Raw genomic sequence first — 22,895 nt, forward strand, 5'->3', positions numbered from 1 at the left:
GCGTCTGAGTCTTGGCGACGCGGCGCACATTTCGAGCGACTGCGGCATTTGAGCGATTGAACCGTAGCGCAAGGCAGGTATTGTGTTCGCCTGTTTGTGCACCCACAAGATGAAGTATTCGACAAGATATCCCGGGACTGTCGCTCGGGCTGTTTTGGCGTACAATCCGCAGCCTTTTTTTCCATCCCCTTGCGAATGAGGCACACGCGCATGGCGAAGACCAATGGGCCGATGACGGCGGGCAAACAGGCTTTTGAGATCGCCCTGCAGGCGGCTTCCGAAGATATCTGGGCGCAGAAGTACCGTCTGACTGACAAGGATGGCACCCCCATCGATGGTGATGTGGACGACACCTGGAAGCGTGTCGCCCGTTCCCTGGCGGAGGTGGAGGCGCCCGAAAAGCGCGAGTACTGGCATGAGCAGTTCCTCTGGGCGCTGCGCAACGGCGCGATTCCCGCCGGCCGCATCATTTCCAACGCCGGCGCGCTGGACTACAAGCCGGCCACCTCGACCATCAACTGCACCGTATCGGCGACCATCCGCGACTCGATGGACGACATCCTGGGCAAGGTCCACGAAGCCGGGCTGACCCTCAAGGCCGGCTGTGGCATCGGCTACGAATTCAGCACCCTGCGTCCGCGCGGCTCGTTCGTGTCCGGCGCCGGCGCGCACACCAGCGGCCCGCTGTCGTTCATGGATATCTTTGACAAGATGTGCTTCACCGTTAGCTCGGCCGGCGGCCGCCGCGGCGCGCAGATGGGCACCTTCGACGTCTGTCATCCGGATGTGCGCGAATTCATCCGCGCCAAGCGCGAGGATGGCCGCCTGCGCCAGTTCAACCTCAGCCTGCTGATCACCGACGAATTCATGCAGGCGGTGGAGAACGACGGCGAATGGCCGCTGATCTTCCCGGTGCACCCCAAGGAGCGCCACGAAGTCGACCTCGCCGACGCCTCCCAGGTGGTCTGGCGCGAATGGCCGATCCACGACGACTACATCGTGCGCGAGGACGGCCTGGTGGCCTGCCGCGTCTACGGTCGCGTCAAGGCGCGTCACCTGTGGGACATGATCATGGTCTCCACCTACGACTTCGCCGAGCCGGGCTTCATCCTCATCGACCGCGTCAACCAGCTGAACAACAACTGGTGGTGCGAGGCGATCCGCGCCACCAACCCGTGTGGCGAGCAGCCGCTGCCGCCCTACGGCTCCTGCCTGCTGGGCTCGGTGAACCTGACCCGCTTCGTGATCGACCCGTTCGGTCCGGACGCGCGCTTCGACTGGGACAAGTACCGCAAGGTGGTGCGCATCTTCACCCGCATGCTGGACAACGTGGTGGAGATCAACGGCCTGCCGCTGGAACAGCAGCGTCACGAGATCATGCACAAGCGTCGCCACGGCATGGGCTTCCTCGGCCTGGGTTCGACCCTGACCCTGCTCAAGATGCGCTACGGCAGCCCGGAATCCTGCGTGTTCACCGAGGAAGTGGCCCGCGAGATGGCCCTGGTCGGCTGGGAAGAGGCGCTGGAACTGTCCCGCGAAAAGGGCCCGGCGCCGCTGCTGGCCGAGGAATTCACGGTGACGGCCGAGATGCTGCGCAAGCGTCCGGAAATGGCCAAGGACGGCTACCAGGTGGGCGACAAGGTGCCCGGCCGCGTGCTGCACGCCAAGTATTCGCGCTACATGCAGCGCCTGGCCGAATACGCGCCGGAGCTGATCGAGGCGCTGGCCGAGCAGGGTGCGCGCTTCACCCACCACAGCTCCATCGCGCCGACCGGCACCATCAGCCTGAGCCTGGCCAACAACGCCTCCAACGGCATCGAGCCGAGTTTCGCCCACAAATACTCGCGCAACGTGATCCGTTCCGGGCGCAAGGCCAAGGAAAAGGTCGACGTGTTCAGCTTCGAGCTGCTGGCCTACCGCACGCTGGTCAATGCCAAGGCCGAGCCGGGCAGCGAGGACCCGGCGCGCAAGCTGCCGGACTACTTCGTCGCCGCCGATGACATCGGCCCGACCCAGCATGTGGACATCCAGGCCGCCGCGCAGAAGTGGGTGGATTCCTCGATCTCGAAGACCGCGAACGTACCCACCGACTATCCGTTCGAGGCGTTCAAGGACATCTACCGTTACGCCTGGCGCCAGGGCCTGAAGGGCTGCACCACCTTCCGCTTCAACCCCAAGGCCTTCCAGGGCGTGCTGGTCAAGGAAGCCGACCTGGAGAACACCCTGTACCGCTTCGAACTGGAAGACGGCAGCGTGGTCGAGCTCAAGGGCAATGCCATGGTCGAGTACGACGGCGAGGTGAACACTGCCGCCAACCTGTTCGATGCCCTCAAGGAAGGCTATTACGGCAAGTACTGAGGCCGTTTCATTTTTGCAGGGCCGGACGCCGGGGGCGTCCGGCCGGGAGTAGATTGCTATGACCGTGAAGATCGAAAAACGCATCAAGGGCTTCAAGGTGGTCGACCAGGCCCTGGAGCGCCCCGCCGCCCAGGGCAGCGAAGCGGCTGCCGCAGCCCAGCCCGCGGCGCCCGCCGTTGCGCCGGTGCAGATGGATGAGACGCTGCAGCGCCCCGAAACCCTGGTCGGCATGACCTACAAGATCAAGTCGCCGCTGTTCGAGCACGCCCTGTACGTGACCATCAACGACGTGGTGCTCAACGCCGGCACGCCGTTCGAGCAGCGCCGGCCCTTCGAGATCTTCATCAACTCGAAGAACATGGACCACTTCCAGTGGATCGTGGCGCTCACCCGCATCATGTCCGCCGTGTTCCGCAAGGGCGGCGACTGCACCTTCCTGGTGGAGGAGATGAAGGCGGTGTTCGACCCGCGCGGTGGCTACCTGAAGAAGGGTGGCATCTACATGCCGTCCATCGTCGCCGAGATCGGCGGCGTGGTGGAGCGCCACCTGATCAGCATCGGCATGATGGAAGGTCAGGGGCTGGACGAGGCGCAGCGCCAGTACCTGGCGGAAAAGCGCGCCGCCTACGAGGCCACCCAGGGCGCGACGACCGCCGAACCGGGCGAAGGCTTCCCCGCCGGCGCGCAGCTGTGCGGCAAGTGCAGCACCAAGGCGGTGGTGCAGATGGATGGCTGCGCCACCTGCCTGAATTGCGGGCACTCCAAGTGCGGCTAGTTCGCGCCTGAAACCCCAGAGCCCCGGCACGCCGGGGCTTTTTGTGCGTGCCTCGTAGGGTGGCCAACGCGTTGCGCTGGTTACCGTGGCACCCCGCACCAACTTCCGCCGGCGATCAGCCCAGCGCGGTATCCAGGAACATCATCACCCCGAAGCCGGCCATCAGGCCGATGGTCGCCGGCGTCTGGTGACCGTTGCGGTGGGTCTCCGGAATCACCTCGTGGGAGACCACGAAGATCATCGCCCCGGCCGCCAGGCCCAGGCTGATCGGGTAGGCGACCGCAAAACCGCTGGAAATGCCCAGGCCGACCAGCGCGCCCAGCGGCTCCATCAGGCCCGAAGCGATGGCCACCAGCACCGCGCCGAACATCGACATGCCCACCACCCGCAGCGCCAGCACCACGGCCATGCCCTCGGGGATGTCCTGGATGGCGATGGCCGAGGTGAGCGGCAGGCCGACGCCGAGGTCGCCGGCCGAGAAGCTGACGCCGATGGCCATGCCTTCCGGGATGTTGTGCAGGATGATCGCCAGCACGAACAGCCACACCCGGTTCAAGCGCTCGCAATCCGGGCCGCAGGGGCCGGTGCTCTCGTGCTCGTGGGGGGTGAAATAGTCGAGGCCGAGCATCAGCAGCACGCCCAGCGCCAGGCCGGTCACCACGGTGAACGCCGCGGCCGGCGCGTTGCCGAAAATGCCTTCGGCCGCCTCCAGGCCCGGCAGGATCAGCGAGAAGGCGCTGGCCGCCAGCATCATGCCGGCGGTGAACCCCAGCATGCTGTCCTGGGTACGTACATGGATGGTGCGCAGCCCCGCTGTCAGCAGCGCGCCCAGGGCGGTGGTGGCAAAGCCGGCGCCGCCCCCGAGCAGCGCGTAGTTGAGGTGTACGCTGTGGCCGTTGCGCAGGGCGTAGACGATGCTGGCGATCAACAGGCCGATCACCACGGCGGCGGCTGCCAGCAGGCCATAGGTAATCAGCGGGTTGGCCCTGGCACGGGCGGCCCAGCCGCTGCGCAGTTCGGCATACAGGCTGTTCGGCAACGACTGGCTTTGGTCCATCGCAACGACTCCGCACGAAACGATGCGTCGAGCTTGCTCCGCTCAGAGCGCGAAAGGCAATGCCGAGTCGACCTGCTGCCGCCGGGCGAGCAGCCGGCGGAACTCGTCCGGGTCCTTGATCAGCACATCACGCCCGCGGTTCTCCTCGGCGGCGATCAGGCGCGACAGCCAGAATCGCAGGCAGGCGACGCGCAGCATGGTTGGCCAGAGTTCGGCTTCGGCCGGATGGAAGCGCCGTCGCGCCGAGTAGGCGCCCAGCAGCGCCTCGGTGCGCGCCGGGTCAAGATGCCCGTCGGCGTCCGAGCACCAGTCATTCACGCTGATCGCCAGGTCGTAGAGCATCGGGCCCGAGCAGGCGTTGTAGAAGTCGATCACGCCGGTCAGGTGGCTGCCTTCGAACAGTGCGTTGTCACGGAACAGGTCGGCGTGCAGGTTGGCCCTCGGCAGGGACCGCAGGCGGCCGGCCTGGTCGTGCAGTTCGGTCAGCGCGCCACGCAGCAGTGGCAGGTGCTCCTCGGGCAGGCCCAGGGCCAGGCTGGGACCCTGCTCCAGCATCCAGGCCAGTCCGCGGTCGCTGGGGCGCTCCAGGGGGGCATCGCAGGTCGCCAGGTGCAGGCGCGCCAGCCAGTCGCCCAGCTCGGCGCATTGGTGCGCATTCGGCGCATGCACGTGCCGGCCGGGCAGGCGCGGTTGCAGCAGCGCGGGCTTGTCGGCCAGCCGCCGCAGGGCTTGACCCTCGCGGGTACGCAGGGCGAAGGGCACCGCCAGTCCGGCGTCATGCAGCACGTCGAGCAGCTGGATGAAAAATGGCAGCTCGTCCTGCGCGCCGCGTTCCACCAGGGTCAGCACGAACTCGCCCTGCTCCAGGCTGACGAAGAAGTTGCTGTTCTCGGTGCCTTCGGCGATGCCCTGGAAATCCACCAGGCGACCTAGCCCATACGGGGCCAGGAAGTCTTCCAGTTCGTGGTGCTCGAGCGGGGTGAACACGGACATGGCGGCACTACCAGCGGAAGATTTCCCAGGCGGGGATCAGCATGTCGGGCTTGTCGGCGCGTACGAAGTTGTCGCTGCCGTCGGCGCGCACCAGGTAGTAAGGCTTACCGTTCTTGGGCGTTATCTTGATCGCGTACAGGAAGCCGTTGACCCGGAATTCCTCGACGCGTTTGTCGCCCTCCTGGCGGATGGTGACGTCCGGTTCGGCATCCACCGAATCCTGGGCCGCAGCGTACAACGGCAGGGCCAGCAGGCCAGCCAACAGCAGGTGATTGAAAGCGCGCATGGTACCCTTTGCCCCGACATTTCCATAAACAGGTACGGACATTCTAGCGCCGTGCCCGCGCAAAAGGTCTGCACATGAGTCAAGCGCCCCTCGTCCTGGTGGACGGTTCGTCCTACCTGTACCGCGCCTTTCACGCCCTGCCGCCGCTGACCACTTCGACCGGCCTGCCCACCGGGGCGGTGAAGGGTGTGCTGAACATGCTGCTCAGCCTGCGCAAGCAGTACCCGGACAGCCCCTTCGCGGTGGTCTTCGACGCCAAGGGCCCGACCTTCCGCGATGAGCTGTTCGAACATTACAAGTCGCACCGCCCGCCGATGCCCGACGACCTGCGCGTGCAGGTCGAGCCGCTGCACGCCACGGTGCGCGCGCTGGGCCTGCCGCTGCTGTGCGTGGACGGCGTGGAGGCCGACGACGTGATCGGCACGCTGGCGCGGCGCTGTGCCGACGCCGGCCGCGACGTGGTGATTTCCACCGGTGACAAGGACATGGCGCAGCTGGTCTGCCCGCGCGTGTGCCTGGTCAACACCATGACCGGCAGTGTCTATGACGTGGAAGGCGTGAAGAGCAAGTTCGGCGTCGGCCCGGAGCTGATCATCGACTACCTGGCGCTGATGGGCGACAAGGTCGACAACATCCCCGGCGTGCCCGGGGTCGGCGAGAAGACCGCGCAGGGCCTGCTGAACGGTATCGCCGGCGGGCTGGATGGCCTGTACGCCAATCTGGATCAGGTTGCCGCGTTGCCGATCCGCGGCGCCAAGACGCTGGGGGCCAAGCTCGCCGAACACCGGGAGGCGGCCTATCTGTCCTATCAGCTGGCAACCATCAAGACCGATGTGGCGCTGGAGGTGGACATCGAGGCACTGCATCCGGGCGAGCCGCAGCGCGAGGCGCTGATCGAGCTGTATCGCCAGCTGGAATTCCGCGCCTGGCTGGACGCACTGCTGCGCGAGGCGCCGGCTGCACCGGTCGCTGCAGGCGCCACGGACGACCTGTTTGCCGAGTCGGCGGGCGCTGAGGAAGCCGCCCCGGTGCAGTACGTGACCCTCACCGATCCGGCCGACTTCCAGACCTGGCTGAAGCGGCTGGGCACGGCCGAGTACATCTCCTTCAATACCAAGCTCAACGGCGCCGACCCGCAGCAGGCCGAGCTGGTCGGCCTGGCCTTCGCCGTGGCGCCTGGCGAGGCGGCCTACCTGCCGCTGGCGCACAGCTACATGGGCGTGCCGGCGCAGATCGATCGCAGCGAGGCGCTGGCCGCGCTCAAGCCGCTGCTGGAGGATCCGGCGCGGCCGAAGATCGTCCAGCACGGCAAGGCGGACATCGAGGTGCTGGTGCGCTACGGCATCGCCCTGCGCGGCGTGGCCTTCGACACCATGCTCGAATCCTACGTGCTGGACTCCACTGCCACCCGCCACGACCTGGACAGCCTGGCGCTGAAGTATCTGGGGCGCAGCACCACACGCCTGGAAGATATCGCCGGCAAGGGCGCCAAACAGCTCAGCTTCGACCAGGTGGCCCTGGAGCAGGCCGGTCCCTACGCCGCCGAAGGCGCGGACGTGGCGCTGGCGCTGCATCGGGTGCTGTGGGAGCGCCTGCAGGCGATTCCCAGCCTGGCCGGCGTGTTGCGCGACATCGAGATGCCGCTGATGCCGGTGCTGGCGCGCATCGAGTGCAATGGCGCCTACGTGGATGCCCAACTGCTCGGCAAGCAGAGCCTGGAGCTGGGCGAGCGCATGGTGGAGCTGGAGCGCGAGGCCTACTCGATCGCCGGTGAGGAGTTCAACCTCGGCTCACCCAAGCAGCTGTGCGCCATCCTCTACGACAAGCTGGGCCTGCCGGTGCTGGCCAAGACGGCCACCGGCCAGCCGTCCACCGCGGAAAGCGTGCTGGCCGAGCTGGCCGAGGACGGCTATCCGCTGCCGCAGGTGATCATGTACTACCGCCAGGTCAGCAAGCTGAAGAGCACCTACACGGATCGTCTGCCGGAGCAGATCAATCCGCGCACCGGGCGCATCCATACCAGTTATCACCAGGCGGTGACCGCCACGGGTCGCCTGTCCTCCAGCGACCCGAACCTGCAGAACATCCCGATCCGCACCGCGGAGGGCCGCCGCATCCGCCAGGCCTTCGTCGCGCCGCCCGGCTACCGGCTGCTGGCCGCCGACTACTCGCAGATCGAACTGCGCATCATGGCGCACCTGGCGCAGGACGCCGGTCTGCTGAACGCCTTCCGTCAGGGACTGGACGTACACCGTGCGACCGCCGCCGAAGTGTTCGGCGTGCCGCTGGACCAGGTCAGCGGCGAGCAGCGCCGCCGGGCCAAGGCGATCAACTTCGGCCTGATCTACGGCATGAGCGCGTTCGGCCTGGCCAAGCAGCTCGGCGTGGACCGCAAGGAGGCCCAGGCCTACATCGACCTGTACTTCGCCCGCTACCCGGGCGTGCTGGCCTACATGGAACGCACCCGCGAGCAGGCACGCGAGCAGGGCTACGTGGAAACCCTGTTCGGCCGCCGCCTGTATCTGCCGGAAATCCAGTCGCGCAACGGCGCCATGCGCAAGGCCGCCGAGCGCACCGCGATCAACGCGCCCATGCAGGGCACTGCCGCCGACATCATGAAGCGCGCCATGGTGGCGGTGGACGGCTGGCTGAGCGAGAGCGGCCTGGACGCCCGGGTGATTCTCCAGGTGCACGACGAACTGGTGCTGGAGGTGCGCGAGGACCTGCTGGCGCAGGTACGCGCGCCGCTGATCGGCCTGATGAGCCAGGCTGCGGAGCTGTCCGTGCCGCTGCTGGTCGAGGCCGGCGAGGGTGCGAATTGGGACGAGGCGCACTAAGGATGTGGTCGGCCGCGAAAATTTTTTCGCGGTCGGCTGAACTTATTCCGAAGAGGGTGTGTCAGAGCCTCTGAATGGGTGAAGCCGTTCAATGCTCCTTGTTGTGTTTAGTGTTGGCAGATATCTGATCGCCGCTTGGCGAGTCGGAGTTGAACCTCGAACTTCCCCCTCCCCATACGAAGTTCGAGGTTTTTTTTGCCTGCGATTCTGCTCCCGCGTCAGGCGTCCGCGCGGGCTTCTTCACCCAGGCCCAGCCAGCGGGCCAGCACGGCCTGGGCCTCCTCGATGCCCTGGCGTTTGGGGGCGGAAAACAGCTGCACGCTGATGCCGTCCCCCCAGCCCTGGCGCACGTCCTTCTGCACCTTGAGCAGGGCGTTCTTGGCAGCGCCGAAAGCCAGCTTGTCGGCTTTGGTGAGCAGGATATGCAGCGGCATGCCACTGGTGTGCGCCCAGTCGAGCATCATGCGGTCGAACTCGGTCAGCGGGTGGCGGATATCCATCATCAGCATCACGCCGGCCAGGCTGGCGCGGCTGCCCAGGTAGGCCTCCAGGTGCATCTGCCAGTGCTGCTTGAGCGGGATCGGCACCTTGGCGTAGCCGTAGCCGGGCAGGTCAACCAGGCGACGCTCATCGTCCAGGCGGAAGAAGTTGAGCAGCTGGGTGCGGCCCGGCGTCTTCGAGGTGCGCGCCAGGTTGGCATGCGTCAGGGTGTTCAGGGCGCTGGACTTGCCGGCGTTGGAACGGCCGGCAAAGGCGGTCTCGCGGCCGAGGTCGGGCGGGCATTGATCCACCTTCGCAGCACTGATGAGAAAGGTGGCCTGTTGGCACAACCCGAGGATCGGATTCTTGGTAGACATGAGGATTTCCAAGGTGCGACCCGGGGTCGCAGGGGGCGGTTTCGTTTCCGTTTCAGCGGCGCAAGTATATAATGCCGCCGATTTTGTGTGCGCTTTGCTCCACTGCCGGAGCGAAGCCGAACGGGACCATGACGCCAGAACGCGCACAGACGCGGGCCTTCGGACCGAGCTCCCTCTCACCCTTAGCCGTTATTGGATTAGCTGATGAACAAAGTACTCGTGAGTCTGCTGTTGACCCTGGGCCTGACCGGCGCCGCACAGGCCGCCGGCGACGCCGCAGCCGGTCAGAACAAGGTCATGCTCTGCTCCGCCTGCCACAACGCGGACGGCAACAGCGCAGCGCCGAACTTCCCGAAGCTGGCTGGCCAGGGTGAGCGTTACCTGCTCAAGCAGATGAAGGACATCAAGGCCGGTTCCACCCCGGGCGCCCCCGAAGGTGTAGGCCGCAAGGTGCTGGAAATGACCGGCATGCTGGATACCTTCAGCGATCAGGACCTGGAAGACATCGCCGCCTACTTCGCCAGCCAGAAGGGCAGCATCGGTGCCGCCGACCCGGCGCTGGTCGAGCGTGGCGAGGCCCTGTGGCGCGGTGGCAAGCTGGCCGAGGGCATGCCCGCCTGCACCGGCTGCCACGCCCCGAACGGCATCGGCAACGCCGCCGCCGCCTATCCCAAGTTGAACGGCCAGCACGCTGCCTACATCGCCAAGCAGCTGACCGACTTCCGCGAAGGCGTACGCACCAACGATGGCGACACCATGATCATGCGCGCCATCGCCGCCAAGCTGAGCAACAAAGACATCCAGGCGCTGTCCAGCTATATCCAGGGCCTGCACTGATTGTCGTGAAGACGGAAAAAGGGTGGCGCGAGCCGCCCTTTTTTTTTGCACCTGTGGTTAAAATCCGGGCAACGCACCGGCGGCACAGCGGCCAAACGGCCGACGCCGATTTTTCAGTCGAGGAGTTCTTTGCATGCGCACGCTGCTTTTCAGTGCCCTGCTGGCCGTTGCCAGTCTGCTTTCCGTCCCCGCCCACGCCGCCGACTACCGTGCCGGCAAGCACTATGTCGAACTGAACAGCCCGGTCCCGGTGTCGCAACCTGGCAAGATCGAAGTCGTCGAGCTGTTCTGGTATGGCTGCCCGCACTGCTACGAATTCGAACCGGTGCTCAACGCCTGGGTGGAAACCCTGCCCGATGATGTGAATTTTGTCCGCGTGCCGGCCCTGTTCGGCGGCGTGTGGAACACCCATGGACAGCTGTTCATCGCCCTGGAGGCCATGAAGGTCGAGCCACAGGTGCATGAGGCGATCTTTGCCGCAGTTCACCGTGAAGGCCGCAAGCTGGCCACGCCGAAGGAGATGGCCGAATTCCTGGCGGCCCAGGGTGTCGATTCCGAGGCATTCCTCAAGACCTACAACTCCTTCGGCGTAAAGAGCCAGATGGAAAAGGCCAAGAAGCTGGCCATGGCCTACCAGGTCACTGGCGTTCCGGTGCTGGTGGTCAACGGCAAGTACCGGCTGGACCTGGGCTCGGCGGGCGGTCCCCAGCAGGCCGTTGCCCTGGCCGACCATCTGATCGCCCGCGAGCGGGCAGCGCAGTAGAGACGCCCGAGTGGCGCGGTTCCGATCATGCTCAGACAGCGTATCGTGAGAGCTCCTTCGCAACGTGAACCGCGCGTCAATCCCCGCAGCGGCAAGCCCGCGGGCCTGCCGGCGGACGGGCGCCTGCGCCTGCTCAGCTTCAACATCCAGGTGGGCATTTCCACCCAGCGCTATCACCACTACCTGACCCGCGGCTGGCAGCACCTGCTGCCACACGCCGGGCGCGGGATGAACCTGCAGCGCATCGGCGAGCTGCTGGCCGATTACGACCTGGTGGCCTTGCAGGAGGTGGACGGCGGCAGTCTGCGCTCGGGTTTCGTCAACCAGGTCGAGCACCTGGCGCAGCTCGGCGATTTCCCCTACTGGTATCAGCAGCTCAATCGCAACCTCGGTCGTTTCGCCCAGCACAGCAACGGCGTGCTCAGCCGCCTGCGCCCGCAACATCTGGAGGACCATCCGCTGCCCGGCCCCGCCGGGCGCGGCGCCATGCTGCTGCGCTTCGGCGAGGGTCCGGACGCCCTGGCGGTGGTGATGATGCATCTGGCACTGGGCGCGCGCGCGCGCACCCGCCAGCTGTCCTACATCCGCGAACTGCTCGGCGGCTTCCGTCACATGGTGTTGATGGGCGACATGAATACCCAAGCGGTGGAGCTGCTCGAGCATTCGCCGCTGCGTGATCTCGGGTTGATCGCTCCCCAGGTGTGCGCCACGTTCCCCAGCTGGCGCCCGCAGCGTTGTCTGGACCATATCCTGCTCAGCCCGGAGCTGGGGCTGGAGCGGGTCGAGGTGCTGGACGCGCCGATTTCCGACCACCTGCCGGTGGCGGTGGACATTCGTCTGCCGCACGGTTCGGTCGACCAGCTTCCCCAGCGGCGCGAGTGACCCGCATGACGCGCACCCTTGACGGCCAGACTGCCCACCCGTCCCTTGAACAGCAGCAGCGCCTGCGCGAACAGGCGCTGCTGACCGAAATCGACCTGCTGCGCCGCACCCTGGTGCGTTGCACCCTGGCCATCCGTGATCCTGCGCCGGCCATCGAGCTGTGCCTGCGCGACCTGCGCCAGGCGCTACGCGGCAAGGAAACGCTGTCCGGTCTGCGCGCCCTGCTGCCCCGCCTGGAAAACGTGCTGGCGGAAAGCGAATACCTGCGAGCCAGTCGCATGAGCCGGGAACTGGTGGCGCTGTCCGCCCAGGTGGCACGCCTGGAGGGGCAGTCGCTGCCACCGGCCTTGCGCGAGGCCATCGGCGAGTTTGCCCGCAACCTGACCGGGGCGCTCCCCCAGCAGGTCGAACTGGTGGCGCTGCACAAGGCCTTCGGCGACCTGCAGTGGCAGGTGATCGAACACTCACTCGCCCAGCGCAACCCGTCGGCGGGCCTGTTCAAGCGCTTGCTGGGCAGCCAGGAGGCCACCCCGGTCCTCGCTATCACGCCGCAGCCCCTGATTGATGGTTTCGCCGAGGTCTTGCGCGCCCTGCTCAGCCAGTCGGCGCTGCCCATGAAGTACCAGATCCAGTTGCGCCGGCTGCTCGGGCGGTTGCACGGCGAGGTCGAGACGGACGCGCTGATCGGCCTGGTCGATGGGTTGGGCGAGCTGGTACTCGAGGCGGGCGAAGATCAGCTGCAGTTGCTGGATTTCCTGACCGGACTCAACGAACGCCTGGCTCAGTTGCAGACCGGCCTGGAAAGCCTTGGCGCCGAGAGGGCGGAGGGCTCCGCGTTGGCCGAGGATCTCGACCAGTCGCTGCGGCGCCAGGTGGACGACATGCAGGCGGCCGTGAGCGGTGCGACGGATCTGGAGGCCCTCAAGCAGAGCATCTCCTGTCGGCTGGAGGCGCTGCTGGATGGGCTTGCCGAGCAGCGTTCGCAGCGCGAGGTGCGCGACCTGGCCCTGACGGCATCGTTGCAGCAACTGTCGACGCGCATCATGGAGCTCGAGCGCGAGGCGGAGGTCTGTCGCGACCAGCTCAACGAGCAGCGGCGCGAGGCGCTGCGTGACCCGCTCACCGGGCTGGCCAACCGCACGGCCTGGAACGCCGAGGTACAGCAGGCGCTGGAGCGCCGGCGCAAACAGGGCGGCGAGCTGGCACTGGCGGTCCTGGACGTGGATCACTTCAAGCAGGTCAATGACCGCTTTGGCCACCTGGCCGGTGACAAGGTGCTCAAGCTGATCGCGGAAATCATCAAGCGGCGCATGCCGACGGGTGGATTCCTTGCACGGTACGGTGGCGAGGAATTCGTGTTGCTGCTGCCCGGCTACGATCTACCTGCCGGCCGCCTGCTGCTGGAGGACCTGCTGTCGAGCATCCAGACCTGTCCCTTCCACTTCAAGGGTGAGCGGTTGCCAGTCACCCTGTCCGCCGGTCTGGCCTGCTTTGGCCCCGATGAAGAGGCGGCCGACGAGGTCTTCCAGCGTGCCGACCTGGCCCTGTATCGGGCCAAGCAGCTGGGGCGCAACCGCCTGGTGGTGGATGGTCTGGCGGAGTCGCCCGACCCCTGAGGCTCAGAGGTCCGGCTGGCCTTCGCGCAGCGCCTTGTAGCGCTGCTCCAGTTCGGCGCGGATGCGCCTGCGCTGTTCGGCCTGGGCAAAGCGGCGGCGTTGTTCGCGGGTCTTGAGTTCCAGCGGCGGCACGGCGGTGGGCTTGCCGCTGCTGTCGAGCGCCACCATGGTGAAGAAGCAGCTATTGGTGTGGCGTACCGAACGCTGGCGAATGTCCTCGGTGATGACCTTGATGCCGATCTCCATGGAGGTGCGGCCGGTGTAGTTCACCGAGGCCATGAAGGTCACCAGTTCACCGACATGCACGGGCTGGCGGAACATCACCTGATCGACCGACAGGGTCACTACGTAACGGCCGGCGTAGCGGCTGGCGCACGCGTAGGCCACTTCGTCCAGGTACTTGAGCAGCACGCCACCGTGCACATTGCCCGAGAAATTGGCCTTGTCGGGGGTCATCAGCACCGACATCGAGAGTTCGGAGACTCCGGCGGGGTAGTCCATCGTGGTACACCAGCTCTATTGCGGAAAACGGGCGGAACAATACCTGAGGTGCGGCATTCTGTCGCCTGTCAATTGCCTATCAGTCTTATAGGGCTGTCATGCCGGCCAGCCGTCACGCCTGCCCGAGGTACCAGCGCCAGTCCTGTTCGCCCACTTCGGCCATGAACTGCCGGTACTCCTCGCGCTTGATGGCCAGGTAGACACGCAGATAATCGGCTCCGAGCGCCTGCCGCGCCCAGGCGGAGGCCTCCAGGCTGTCCAGTGCGCTGAGCCAGTCGCAGGGCAAGGCGGGCTGGTCCTGGGCATAGCCGTTACCGGTCACTGGCTCGCCGGGATCCAGGCGTTCGCGGAGGCCGAGATGCGCGCCGGCCAGCACCGCCGCAGCGGCCAGGTAGGGATTGGCGTCGGCGCCGCAGATGCGGTGTTCGATATGCCGGCTGGCGGGCGGGCCGCCGGGGATGCGCAGGCTGACGGTGCGGTTGTTGACGCCCCAGCTGCAGTTCAGCGGCGCGTAGCTGTGGGCCTGGAAGCGTCGGAACGAGTTCGCATGCGGGCAGAACAGCGCCAGGGACTCCAGCAATGTGGCCTGCATGCCGGCCAGCGCCTGGCGCAGCAGCGGCGTGCCGGCCGGATGCTCGCTGGCAAACAGGTTGCGTCCTGCGGCGTCGGCCAGGCTGACATGCAGGTGCAGACCGTTGCCGGCACGTGCGGCGAACGGCTTGGCCATGAAGCAGGCCTGCTTGCCGTGCCGATGCGCCACGCCCTTGACCAGGCGCTTGTAGCGCACGGCTTCGTCCATCGCCTGCAACGCATCGAAGCGATGCTCCAGGGTCAGCTCCAGCTGGCCCGGTGCGTACTCGGGGATCGCCGTGCGCAGCGGCAGGCCCTGTGCCTCGCAGGCGGCGTACAGGTCATCGAGAAACGCCTGTTGCTGCTCCAGCTCGTAGACCCCATAGACCTGCACGCTCTGCGGGCGCAGGCCGTTGTCCTGGCGGGCCGGCTGCGGCTCGGCCTGCGAATCCTCGCGCCGATCCAGCAGGTAGAACTCCAGCTCGGCCGCCATCACCGGCTGATAGCCGTCGGCCTGCAGCGCCTCGACGACCCGGGCCAGCACGTGGCGCGGGTCGGCGTGGCTGGCCGGGCGGCCCTGCTCGGGATGCATGCTGACCTGCACTTGGCCGGTGGGCTGAGTGCGCCAGGGCTGCAGGCAGAGGCTGCCCGCCAGCGGATAACTCCAGCAGTCGGCATCGCCGACTTCCCAGACCAGCCCGGTCTCCTCGACATCCTCACCGTTGATGGTCAGGCCGAGGATGGTGCTGGGCAGCGGCCGACCGTCGCGGTAGATCGCCAGCAGCTCGTCGCGGTGCAGCAGCTTGCCGCGGGGCACGCCGTTGCTGTCGATGAGGAACAGTTCGACCAGGCGCACCTCGGGATGCGTGGCAAGGAAGGCTTCGGCCTCCGCGGGATCGGCAAAACGCATGGGACCTCCTGTCCGCTCCGGTTCAGCCTCGGGCGCCGGGGAGTGCCAGCAGCTCGCCAAGCCCCTCGTCGAGCGCGCCCAGCAGGCGCTGCACCTCGTCGGGCCCGGTTTCCGGGCTGCACAGCAGCATGTTGTGGAAGGGGGTGATCAGCACGCCCCGGTTGATCAGGTAGAGATGCAGCGCCTGCTGCAGCGCGTCGTGGAAGGCGGCTTCGGCCTCGGCCCCATTGCGCGGTGGGTGGACACGGAACTGGAACTCGCAGCGTGCGCCGAGCTCGCTGGTCGTCCAGTCCAGCCGGTGGGCGGCAAACAGATCGCGCAGTCCCTCGGCCAGCTGCGCGGCACTGCCCAGCATCCGCTGGTAGGCGGTGTCGGTCATCACCTCCTCCAGGTTGACCCGCAGGCAGTGCATGGCCAGCGCATTGGCCGCCAGGGTAGTGCCCATGCCGCTGTGACCGTGGCCATTGATCTCCGGAGCGGCCAGCGGCTCGCGGGCATGCTGTTGGGCCAGCTGCATGGCCTGGGCCATGGCGCGGCTGAAACCGTACACGGCGCAGGACACACCGCCGGCAATCGCCTTGCCGAGGGTGAGGAAGTCCGGCTTCAGGCCCCAGGCACGGGTGCAGCCACCCGGGCCGGCCGACAGGCTGTGGGTTTCATCGAGGATCAGCAGGCTGCCATAACGGCTTGTCAGCTCGCGGGCCTGCTGCAGGAAGCCCGCCTCGGGCAGCACCAGGCCGATGTTGGTCATCGCGGGTTCGCAGAGCAGCGCGGCGATGTCGCCCTGGCTCAAAGCGGCTTCCAGGGCGGCCGGGTCGTTGAACGGCACCACGCGGGTGTGCTGGGTCAGGTTGCGTGCCTGGCCGATCAGCCCGGGGCGATGCACCGTGCGGCCTTCGCGGCCGCGCACCAGGGTTTCGTCGACGCTGCCGTGGTAGCAGCCGTCGAACACCAGAATCACCTTGCGGCCGGTGATGGCTCGCGCCCAGCGCAACACGAAGCGGTTGGCGTCGCTGGCCGACCCGGCTACCTGCCAGCAGGGCAGGCCGAAGCGCCCGGCCAGTAGTTCGCCGGCGCGCACGGCGTCCTCGCCGGGCAGCATGGTGGCCAGTCCCCGGGCACCCTGCTCGGCCAGCGCGCGGGCGATGGGCGCCGGCGAATGGCCGAACATGCTGGCGGTGTCGCCCAGGCAGAAATCCAGGTATTCATGGCCGTCCACGTCGAGCAGGCGAGCTCCGCGCGCCTCGGCCACGAACAGCGGCGCCGGGGTGGACCAGTCGCTCATCCAGTGCATGGGCACGCCGCCATACAGGCTGTGGCGCGCGCGCTCGGCCAGCCGAACGCTGGCGGGATGGCTATCGAGAAAACGCTGCCGCTCGCGGGCGGCAAAGCGTTCAACGGCGGAGTCGGCAATCCCACTGGCAGTCATTTTGAACGCCTCGTGCGTTTTTTTGCACATGCTGGGAGCGCCACCGGGAGCTGTCAAGCGCTCGCTTCCGGCCGGGCGTCGCGGCGACGCCCGGCCCGGCGATCAGGATAGCTGGATCAGGGGTTCCTGCTGCTGGCCGAACAGGGCGCGCAACTGGCGGGACAGCTCGTGACCCTCGCTGATCAGCAGGACGTTGCGCAGGCTCTGGATGATGCGGCTGGTGTAGCCGAGGTCGTTCATCAGCGAACTGGTCTGCAGGCCGTCCAGTTCCCCGGAACGGATGCCGGCGAACAGCCGCTGACGGAAGCGGGCGTCGAAGTTCGCCGCGGTGTCGTCGAGCAGACGCAGCCGGGCGTTCCACTGTGCCTCCGGCAGGTTGGAGCGGTTCAGCTCATTCACCTCGCGCAGCGCGTTGAGCAGATGCCGGCGCAGTTCCACATAGGCGCGGCGCATGGCCGAGTCCTCGCGACCCAGGTGACGACCGAGGTTCTTCTGCAGGTGCTTGGCATCCTTGACCGCATCCACCAGCTGCAGGGCGGCGACCTGGCCGGAGATCCAGAAGGCCTGGTGAGGTTCGTCCAGGGGCAGGTCGAGGCGGCCCATGAAGCTCAGCAGGTCGGCATGCACGCCCTTGATGTGCCGTTGGTAGAGGCCGTCGGCATCCAGTCCGTGCAGGTCCGGGCGCGCGGCGACCAGTGCTTCGTCTATCTGCGCTCCATAGAGCTGATCGACCGGCAGGTACAGGGCGTGACAGATCACCTCCAGACTCAGGCGTTCGAGGTGCTGCAGCTCCTGAGCCACGGCACTGGCGGCGGCATCCGCGGAGTTCAACGCGCCCTCCACCAGGTAGCGGGCACGGGTGCGCTCCGGTTCCGCCTGGGCGGACGCCATCTCGGTGATCAACACGCGCGGTTCGGGTAACTCGGGCAGCAGGCGCGCCAGCAGCTCGGCGAACGCCTTTTGCCACGGCCAGAACAGCAGCACGCCCAGCACGTTGAACAGCGTGTGGAACAGCGCCAGCTGGATCAGGCTGTTATTGCCGAGGCCGAGCAGGCCGGTGCCCCAGAGCACCAGCCAGGTCAGCGGCACGAACAGCGTCAGGCTGACCAGGGCGCTGCTGACGTTGAAGATGACGTGGGCCAGGGCCAGGCGCTGACCGCTGCGGTTGCCGCCCAGCATGCCCATGGCGCCGGTGGTCACCGCGCTGCCGACGTTGGAGCCGATGGCGATCGCCAGGCTCTGTTCCAGGCCGACCTGGCCGCCGGCCAGGGCCGCCAGGGTCAGCATCAGGGTGGCGTGGCTGGACTGCAGCACCACGGTGATGGCAATGCCGATGCCGGTGAACAGCAGCGTGCCGAGCAAGCCGCCGCCGCTGTAGGCGGTCAGGTCCATGGCATCGCCGAAGCTGGCGAAGCCGCCCTTGATCTGGTCGATGGCCAGGAAGATGAAGGCGATGCCCAGCAGGATGCGGCCACCGCCCTTGCCGGCCGGGCCGGTGAAGCTGGCCAGCACGCCGAACACCAGCAGCGGCAGGGCCAGCGGCGACAGACTGAGGTTCTGGCCGGCCATGGCCAGCAACCAGATGCCGCTGGTGGCGCCCAGGTTGGCCCCGAAGATCACCGCGATGCCGCCGGCCAGCTGGATCAGGCCGGTACTCAGGAAAGCGATGGTCAGCAGCGACACCAGGGTGCTGGACTGCAGCAGGAAGGTGGCGCCGGTACCGAACAACAGGGCTCGGAAGGGCGTCGAGGTGCTGCGCCCGAGCAGCTGTTCCAGCTTGCCGCCGGCCAGCTCCTGCAGCCCTTCCTCCAGGCACTGCATGCCGAACAGAAACAGGGCCAGGCCAGCGCACAGCTGCAGCCAGCCCGAACTGGACCAGAACGACCAGCCAAGGGCCGCCATGCCCGCCAGGATGAGAAGGGATTTCGAATACTGCTTCACGTCGCCAATCCGCCGAAAAAGGAACGCCCACGAAACGGGCGACGCACAGCCTAGCCGGGAAGTGTCGGGGCGGGAAGCGCCCGGCCAGAGCGGGCGCGTAGGCTTTGGGCTAAGTGCGCTGGGCGGCGGAACGTGCGTGGCTGATCAGTCGCGCTTATAGCCGCTCTCGGTGCAGCCCAGGCAGCGCACGAAGGCGGCCTTGGCCGGCTCGACCACCAGCGCCTGGCCTGCGTCGCCGACATTGCCGCCGAGCAGGGTGAACGGCAGGCTGACGATGAACACCCCGGTGCCGATGACGGTGCCGGCGATCAGCAGCGGCCGGGCGATCAGCAGGTCGCCGATCATCGCGTAGGCCGGTGGGGCATCGGCGTTGTAGAGGGGGTCGCCGCTGGGGTTGGCCTGGGCCGGCAGGCTCAGCAGCCCGGTGGTCAGCGCCAGGGCGGCGGCCAGGGAGCGAAACGGGGTCATGGGGCGGTCCTTCGGCGGGTGATGGGTGCCGCGACTATAGCTCGCTCACCCGTGCGCCAGCGTGACGCCCTTCAATCGCCGTGGAACGCGTACTCGGGTTTTTTCGGCACGTAGGGTTTGAAGAACGCCAGCAGGCTGCGCAGGTCGGCCTTTTCGTCACCGGTAGGCCAGAACGGCGCGCCGATGACGATGCGCTTGTTCACGTAGTCCAGTGCGCCGGGCACCACCGGTACCCCGGCGCCGCGGGCGATATGGTAGAAGCCCGTCTTCCAGCGCTCCACCCGCTTGCGGGTGCCTTCCGGAGACAGGATCAGGATGAACTGGGCGTGCTCGCGAAAGCTCTGCACGGCCTGCTCAACCACGTTGGCCGCCTGGTCGCGGCGGATGGGAATGCCGCCCCAGCGCCGCAGGATGCCGCGGAACGGCCAGCGGAAGATGCTGTGCTTGCCGAACCAGCGCGCGTTGACGCGCAGCACGAACTTGGCGGCGATGAACACCACGAAGTCCCAATTGGAGGTGTGGTGGGCGCCGATCATCACGAACTTGTCGAGCGCCGGTAGTTGGCCTTCGACCCGCCAGCCCATCAGTTTCAGCACGCAGCGGCCCAGTGTTTCGGCGAACGGATTGGGCGGCAGGAAATTACCGGACATCCAACGACCTCGGTTCTTCTTGTCAGGTGGCCATCATAATGCGCGGCTCAGCGCTGGCAACGCCCGCAGTACACGCTGGAACGCTGGCCGAGACGCACCTCGCGCAACGTGCCGCCGCAGACCTTGCAGAACTCTCCGGCACGCCCGTAGACGAACAGCTCCTGCTGGAAGTAGCCGGGTTGGCCGTCACCGCCGACGAAGTCGCGTAGCGTAGTGCCGCCGCACTCGATGGCGATGGCCAGGATGCGCTTGATCTCGGCGGCCAGGCGCTCGTAGCGGGGCCGGGAAATCGTGCCGGCCGGCTTGCGCGGGTCGATGCCGGCGGCGAACAGCGCCTCGCTGGCGTAGATGTTGCCGACGCCGACCACCACCGCGTTGTCCATGATGAACGGCTTCACCGCAATGGTCTTGCCGCGTGACAGCTCGAACAGCCGGGCGCCGTCGAAGGCCTCGGTCAGCGGTTCCGGGCCGAGCTTCTGCAGCAGCACATGCTGCAGCGGTTCAGGACTCCACAGCAGGGCGCCGAAGCGGCGCGGGTCGGTGTAGCGCAGCGCCAGTCCGGACTCCAGCTCGATGTCCACATGCTCGTGGCGACCGGCGGGCAGGCCCTGCTCCACCAGGCGCAAGCTGCCGGACATGCCCAGGTGGACGATCAGCGTGCCGGCCTCGGCCTCGATCAGCAGGTACTTGGCGCGCCGGCCGACCCGCAGGATGCGCTGGCCGGACAGGCGCACGTCGAGATCCTCGGGAATCGGCCAGCGCAGTCGGTGCTCGCGCACCAGCACGCGGCTGACACGCTGACCGAGCAGGTGCGCCTCGATGCCGCGGCGGGTGGTTTCGACTTCGGGTAGTTCGGGCATGGCGATACGACTGTGAAATGCGGGCCGGCAGTGTACCGAGGGTGTACGGCTCAGTAGTAGCTGCCGCCGATGCCCGCCTCTTTCACCGCCTCGCGCAGGTTGTCGAAGTCGTACTCGCTCAGGCCGACATAGTCGAGCACCAGCGCACTCAGGCTTTCCCACTCGTGATCCACCTCCTGGCGGCCCAGGATGCGGTAGCAGCCACAGATGTGCTCGGCCATCTTGAGGATCGCCAGCAGGTTCTTCAGCTGGGTGTGCCGGGTGGAGTCGTCGGTAAAGATCGAACGGGCGTTGTGATGGTTGGCAATCGCCTCGCAGACTCGCTCCGGCAGCCGCCAGGAACGGGCGATGAAATAGCCGACCACCGAATGGTTGGTGTTGAGCAGGCGGTTCTCTGTGTCTACCACGCGGTTGTCCCCCGACGCGCGGAAATACGCCTCCTCCTGGACCTCGAAGTAATTGGGGAAGCGCTGGAGCATCAGCGGAATGCCGCAGTTGTGGAACAGCCCGAGGGCATAGGCCTCGTCCGACGACTGGAAGCCGATGCGCTTGGCCAGCATCAGGCAGGTCTGCGCGATGTCCTGGGCGCTGTCCCAGAAGCCGTTGAGGGCAACGATCTCGTCGTCGTCCAGGGCGCCCTTGATGGCCTGGGCGTTGATCAGGTTGATCACCGTGTTGGTGCCCAGCAGGTTGATGGCGCGCTGGATCGAGCTGATGCGGTTGGACAGGCCGTAGAACGGCGAATTGACCAGCTTCAGCAGGGCGCCGGACAGGCCCGGGTCCTGGCTGATCAGGCGCGCGATGTTGTTGACGTCCGGGTAGGGCTGCATCTGCTCCATCTGCAGATCGACCATGATCTGCGGCTGGGGCGGAACACTGATGCCCTGCAGGATGCCCCGAAGCTGTTCGGTGGAGATTTCAGGCGACATGGCGGCTAGTCCGAAGAGAGATGCGCGGCATTTTATCCTGCCTCGGCGGGGCTGGCGCTCTGATGTTATGTCACTGAATGTCCGGGCATACGGGCCTACGGCACACCGGCGCGCGGCCCGGCATGCAGGGCCTGTATAATGCCCGCCCCCCACTCGGAGCCGCGCCCATGTCCCTGCCCAGCCTACGCCTCAAAGCCAATGCCGAACGCCGTCTGCGCGCCGGCCACCTGTGGGTCTACAGCAACGAGGTGGACGTGGCGGCCACGCCGCTGAACGGCTTCCAGCCCGGCGACCAGGCGATCCTGGAAATGGCCAACGGCAAGCCGCTGGGCATCGTCGGCGTCAGCCCGAACAACCTGATCTGCGCGCGCCTGCTGTCGCGCGACACCGGCCACACGCTGGACAAGTCCCTGCTGGTGCACCGCATCCAGGTGGCCCTGAGCCTGCGCGAGCGGCTGTTCGAGCAGCCCTGCTACCGCCTGGTGTACGGCGACTCCGACTTCCTGCCCGGCCTGGTGGTGGATCGCTTCGGCGACCACCTGGTGGTGCAGCTGGCCAGCGCCACCATGGAACGCAACAAGGACGCGGTGATCGAGGCGCTGGTGCAGGTGCTCAAGCCACGCGGCATCCTGTTCAAGAACGACTCCGCCGCCCGTGACGCCGAAGGCCTGGAGCGCTACGTGGACACCGCCTTCGGCGTGGTGCCCGGGTGGGTCGACCTGGAAGAGAACGGCGTGAAGTTCCAGGCGCCGGTACTGGCCGGGCAGAAGACCGGCTGGTTCTACGATCACCGCCTGAACCGTGCCCGCCTGGCCGGCTACGTGAAGGGCAAGCGCGTGCTCGACCTGTTCAGCTACATCGGCGGCTGGGGCGTGCAGGCCGCCGCCTTCGGCGCCAGCGAGGTGTTCTGCGTGGACGCCTCGGCCTTCGCCCTGGACGGCGTGGAACGCAACGCCGCGCTGAACGGCGTGGCCGAAAAGGTCACCTGCGTGGAAGGCGACGTGTTCGCCGCCCTCAAGGAGCTCAAGGCCGCCGAGGAGCGCTTCGACGTGGTGGTCGCCGACCCGCCGGCGTTCATCAAGCGCAAGAAGGACCTGAAGAACGGCGAGGCTGCCTACCGCCGCCTCAACGAGATGGCCATGCGCATGCTCAACAAGGACGGCATCCTGGTCAGCGCCAGCTGCTCCATGCACCTGCCCGAGGACGATCTGCAGAACATCCTGCTGCAGAGCGCCCGCCACCTGGACCGCAACATCCAACTGCTCGAGCGCGGTGCCCAGGGCCCGGACCATCCGGTGCATCCGGCCATCCCGGAAACCCGCTACATCAAGAGCCTGACCTGCCGGATCCTGCCCAACGCCTGATCCACCCTGTCG

At 66.9% G+C, this 22,895-nt stretch carries 20 protein-coding genes; 8 read left to right on the forward strand and 12 right to left on the reverse strand.

The window, feature by feature from the left end:
- The first annotated feature begins 195 nt into the window (after positions 1 to 195).
- Both PT85_RS15000 and PT85_RS15005 read left to right on the forward strand, forming a co-directional pair.
- Entirely contained in the window at positions 196 to 2,358 is a 2,163-nt protein-coding gene (locus PT85_RS15000; RefSeq protein ID WP_407681105.1) for an adenosylcobalamin-dependent ribonucleoside-diphosphate reductase, read from the forward strand.
- A gap of 58 nt (positions 2,359 to 2,416) precedes the next feature.
- Positions 2,417 to 3,133 carry a TSCPD domain-containing protein gene (locus tag PT85_RS15005; RefSeq protein WP_039607123.1) on the forward strand — a complete coding sequence of 239 codons (717 nt, stop codon included), beginning with the start codon at positions 2,417 to 2,419 and terminating at the stop codon, positions 3,131 to 3,133.
- A 115-nt stretch (positions 3,134 to 3,248) separates the two neighbouring features.
- Here the strand turns inward: PT85_RS15005 and PT85_RS15010 are convergent, their stop codons facing one another.
- From PT85_RS15010 to PT85_RS15020, 3 genes are read right to left on the reverse strand one after another with little or no spacing between them, the layout of a single operon-like run.
- Positions 3,249 to 4,190 carry a ZIP family metal transporter gene (locus PT85_RS15010; protein ID WP_039607124.1) on the reverse strand — a complete coding sequence of 314 codons (942 nt, stop codon included), beginning with the start codon at positions 4,188 to 4,190 and terminating at the stop codon, positions 3,249 to 3,251.
- A 42-nt stretch (positions 4,191 to 4,232) separates the two neighbouring features.
- Entirely contained in the window at positions 4,233 to 5,183 is a 951-nt protein-coding gene (locus PT85_RS15015) for a homoserine kinase (protein ID WP_027588711.1), read from the reverse strand.
- Between the two features lie 7 nt (positions 5,184 to 5,190).
- Positions 5,191 to 5,469, reverse strand: coding sequence for a DUF2782 domain-containing protein (locus PT85_RS15020; RefSeq protein ID WP_039607125.1), 279 nt, complete (start codon positions 5,467 to 5,469; stop codon positions 5,191 to 5,193).
- Between the two features lie 74 nt (positions 5,470 to 5,543).
- On the opposite strand from PT85_RS15020, the gene polA reads away from it, so the two are divergent.
- Positions 5,544 to 8,306 (forward strand): DNA polymerase I, encoded by a 2,763-nt coding sequence (gene polA / locus PT85_RS15025; RefSeq protein WP_039607126.1) that lies wholly within the window; start codon positions 5,544 to 5,546, stop codon positions 8,304 to 8,306.
- 218 nt (positions 8,307 to 8,524) lie between these two features.
- On the opposite strand, the gene yihA is transcribed toward polA, so the two are convergent.
- The gene (gene yihA / locus PT85_RS15030; RefSeq protein ID WP_039607127.1) at positions 8,525 to 9,163 is read right to left on the reverse strand and encodes a ribosome biogenesis GTP-binding protein YihA/YsxC; all 639 of its coding nucleotides are present in this window, start codon (positions 9,161 to 9,163) and stop codon (positions 8,525 to 8,527) included.
- 204 nt (positions 9,164 to 9,367) lie between these two features.
- On the opposite strand from yihA, the gene PT85_RS15035 reads away from it, so the two are divergent.
- The 4 genes from PT85_RS15035 (at position 9,368) to PT85_RS15050 (ending at position 13,261) form a co-directional block, all read left to right on the forward strand.
- Positions 9,368 to 10,000, forward strand: a complete 633-nt coding sequence (locus PT85_RS15035) for a c-type cytochrome (protein WP_027588714.1) — start codon at positions 9,368 to 9,370, stop codon at positions 9,998 to 10,000.
- Between the two features lie 133 nt (positions 10,001 to 10,133).
- Positions 10,134 to 10,763, forward strand: a complete 630-nt coding sequence (locus tag PT85_RS15040; RefSeq protein WP_039607128.1) for a thiol:disulfide interchange protein DsbA/DsbL — start codon at positions 10,134 to 10,136, stop codon at positions 10,761 to 10,763.
- A gap of 27 nt (positions 10,764 to 10,790) precedes the next feature.
- Positions 10,791 to 11,645, forward strand: coding sequence for an endonuclease/exonuclease/phosphatase family protein (locus PT85_RS15045; RefSeq protein ID WP_052237713.1), 855 nt, complete (start codon positions 10,791 to 10,793; stop codon positions 11,643 to 11,645).
- Positions 11,646 to 11,650: 5 nt separating this feature from the next.
- Complete coding sequence (locus tag PT85_RS15050) at positions 11,651 to 13,261, forward strand: GGDEF domain-containing protein (protein WP_052237714.1); 1,611 nt, start codon at positions 11,651 to 11,653, stop codon at positions 13,259 to 13,261.
- Between the two features lie 3 nt (positions 13,262 to 13,264).
- Here the strand turns inward: PT85_RS15050 and PT85_RS15055 are convergent, their stop codons facing one another.
- The 8 genes from PT85_RS15055 to PT85_RS15090 form a co-directional block, all read right to left on the reverse strand.
- Positions 13,265 to 13,762, reverse strand: a complete 498-nt coding sequence (locus PT85_RS15055) for an acyl-CoA thioesterase (protein WP_037008239.1) — start codon at positions 13,760 to 13,762, stop codon at positions 13,265 to 13,267.
- A 112-nt stretch (positions 13,763 to 13,874) separates the two neighbouring features.
- Positions 13,875 to 15,242, reverse strand: coding sequence for a glutamine synthetase family protein (locus PT85_RS15060; RefSeq protein ID WP_039607129.1), 1,368 nt, complete (start codon positions 15,240 to 15,242; stop codon positions 13,875 to 13,877).
- Positions 15,243 to 15,264: 22 nt separating this feature from the next.
- On the reverse strand, positions 15,265 to 16,671 hold the full coding sequence (locus PT85_RS15065; RefSeq protein ID WP_027588719.1) for an aspartate aminotransferase family protein: 1,407 nt from the start codon (positions 16,669 to 16,671) through the stop codon (positions 15,265 to 15,267).
- 102 nt (positions 16,672 to 16,773) lie between these two features.
- Positions 16,774 to 18,573, reverse strand: coding sequence for a Na/Pi cotransporter family protein (locus PT85_RS15070; protein ID WP_139182038.1), 1,800 nt, complete (start codon positions 18,571 to 18,573; stop codon positions 16,774 to 16,776).
- Between the two features lie 183 nt (positions 18,574 to 18,756).
- Positions 18,757 to 19,080, reverse strand: coding sequence for a hypothetical protein (locus PT85_RS15075; RefSeq protein ID WP_027588721.1), 324 nt, complete (start codon positions 19,078 to 19,080; stop codon positions 18,757 to 18,759).
- Between the two features lie 71 nt (positions 19,081 to 19,151).
- Complete coding sequence (locus PT85_RS15080; protein ID WP_027588722.1) at positions 19,152 to 19,730, reverse strand: lysophospholipid acyltransferase family protein; 579 nt, start codon at positions 19,728 to 19,730, stop codon at positions 19,152 to 19,154.
- A 47-nt stretch (positions 19,731 to 19,777) separates the two neighbouring features.
- Entirely contained in the window at positions 19,778 to 20,590 is an 813-nt protein-coding gene (gene mutM, locus PT85_RS15085; RefSeq protein WP_039607131.1) for a bifunctional DNA-formamidopyrimidine glycosylase/DNA-(apurinic or apyrimidinic site) lyase, read from the reverse strand.
- A 50-nt stretch (positions 20,591 to 20,640) separates the two neighbouring features.
- Positions 20,641 to 21,519, reverse strand: coding sequence for an HDOD domain-containing protein (locus tag PT85_RS15090; protein ID WP_027588724.1), 879 nt, complete (start codon positions 21,517 to 21,519; stop codon positions 20,641 to 20,643).
- Positions 21,520 to 21,686: 167 nt separating this feature from the next.
- Here PT85_RS15090 and PT85_RS15095 point away from each other — a divergent pair, with 167 nt between their 5' ends.
- A complete protein-coding gene (locus tag PT85_RS15095; RefSeq protein WP_039607132.1) occupies positions 21,687 to 22,883 on the forward strand; it encodes a class I SAM-dependent rRNA methyltransferase in 1,197 nt (398 codons plus the stop codon).
- Positions 22,884 to 22,895 lie beyond the last annotated feature (12 nt).

The organism is Pseudomonas flexibilis (assembly GCF_000806415.1).
Classification (GTDB): domain Bacteria; phylum Pseudomonadota; class Gammaproteobacteria; order Pseudomonadales; family Pseudomonadaceae; genus Serpens; species Serpens flexibilis.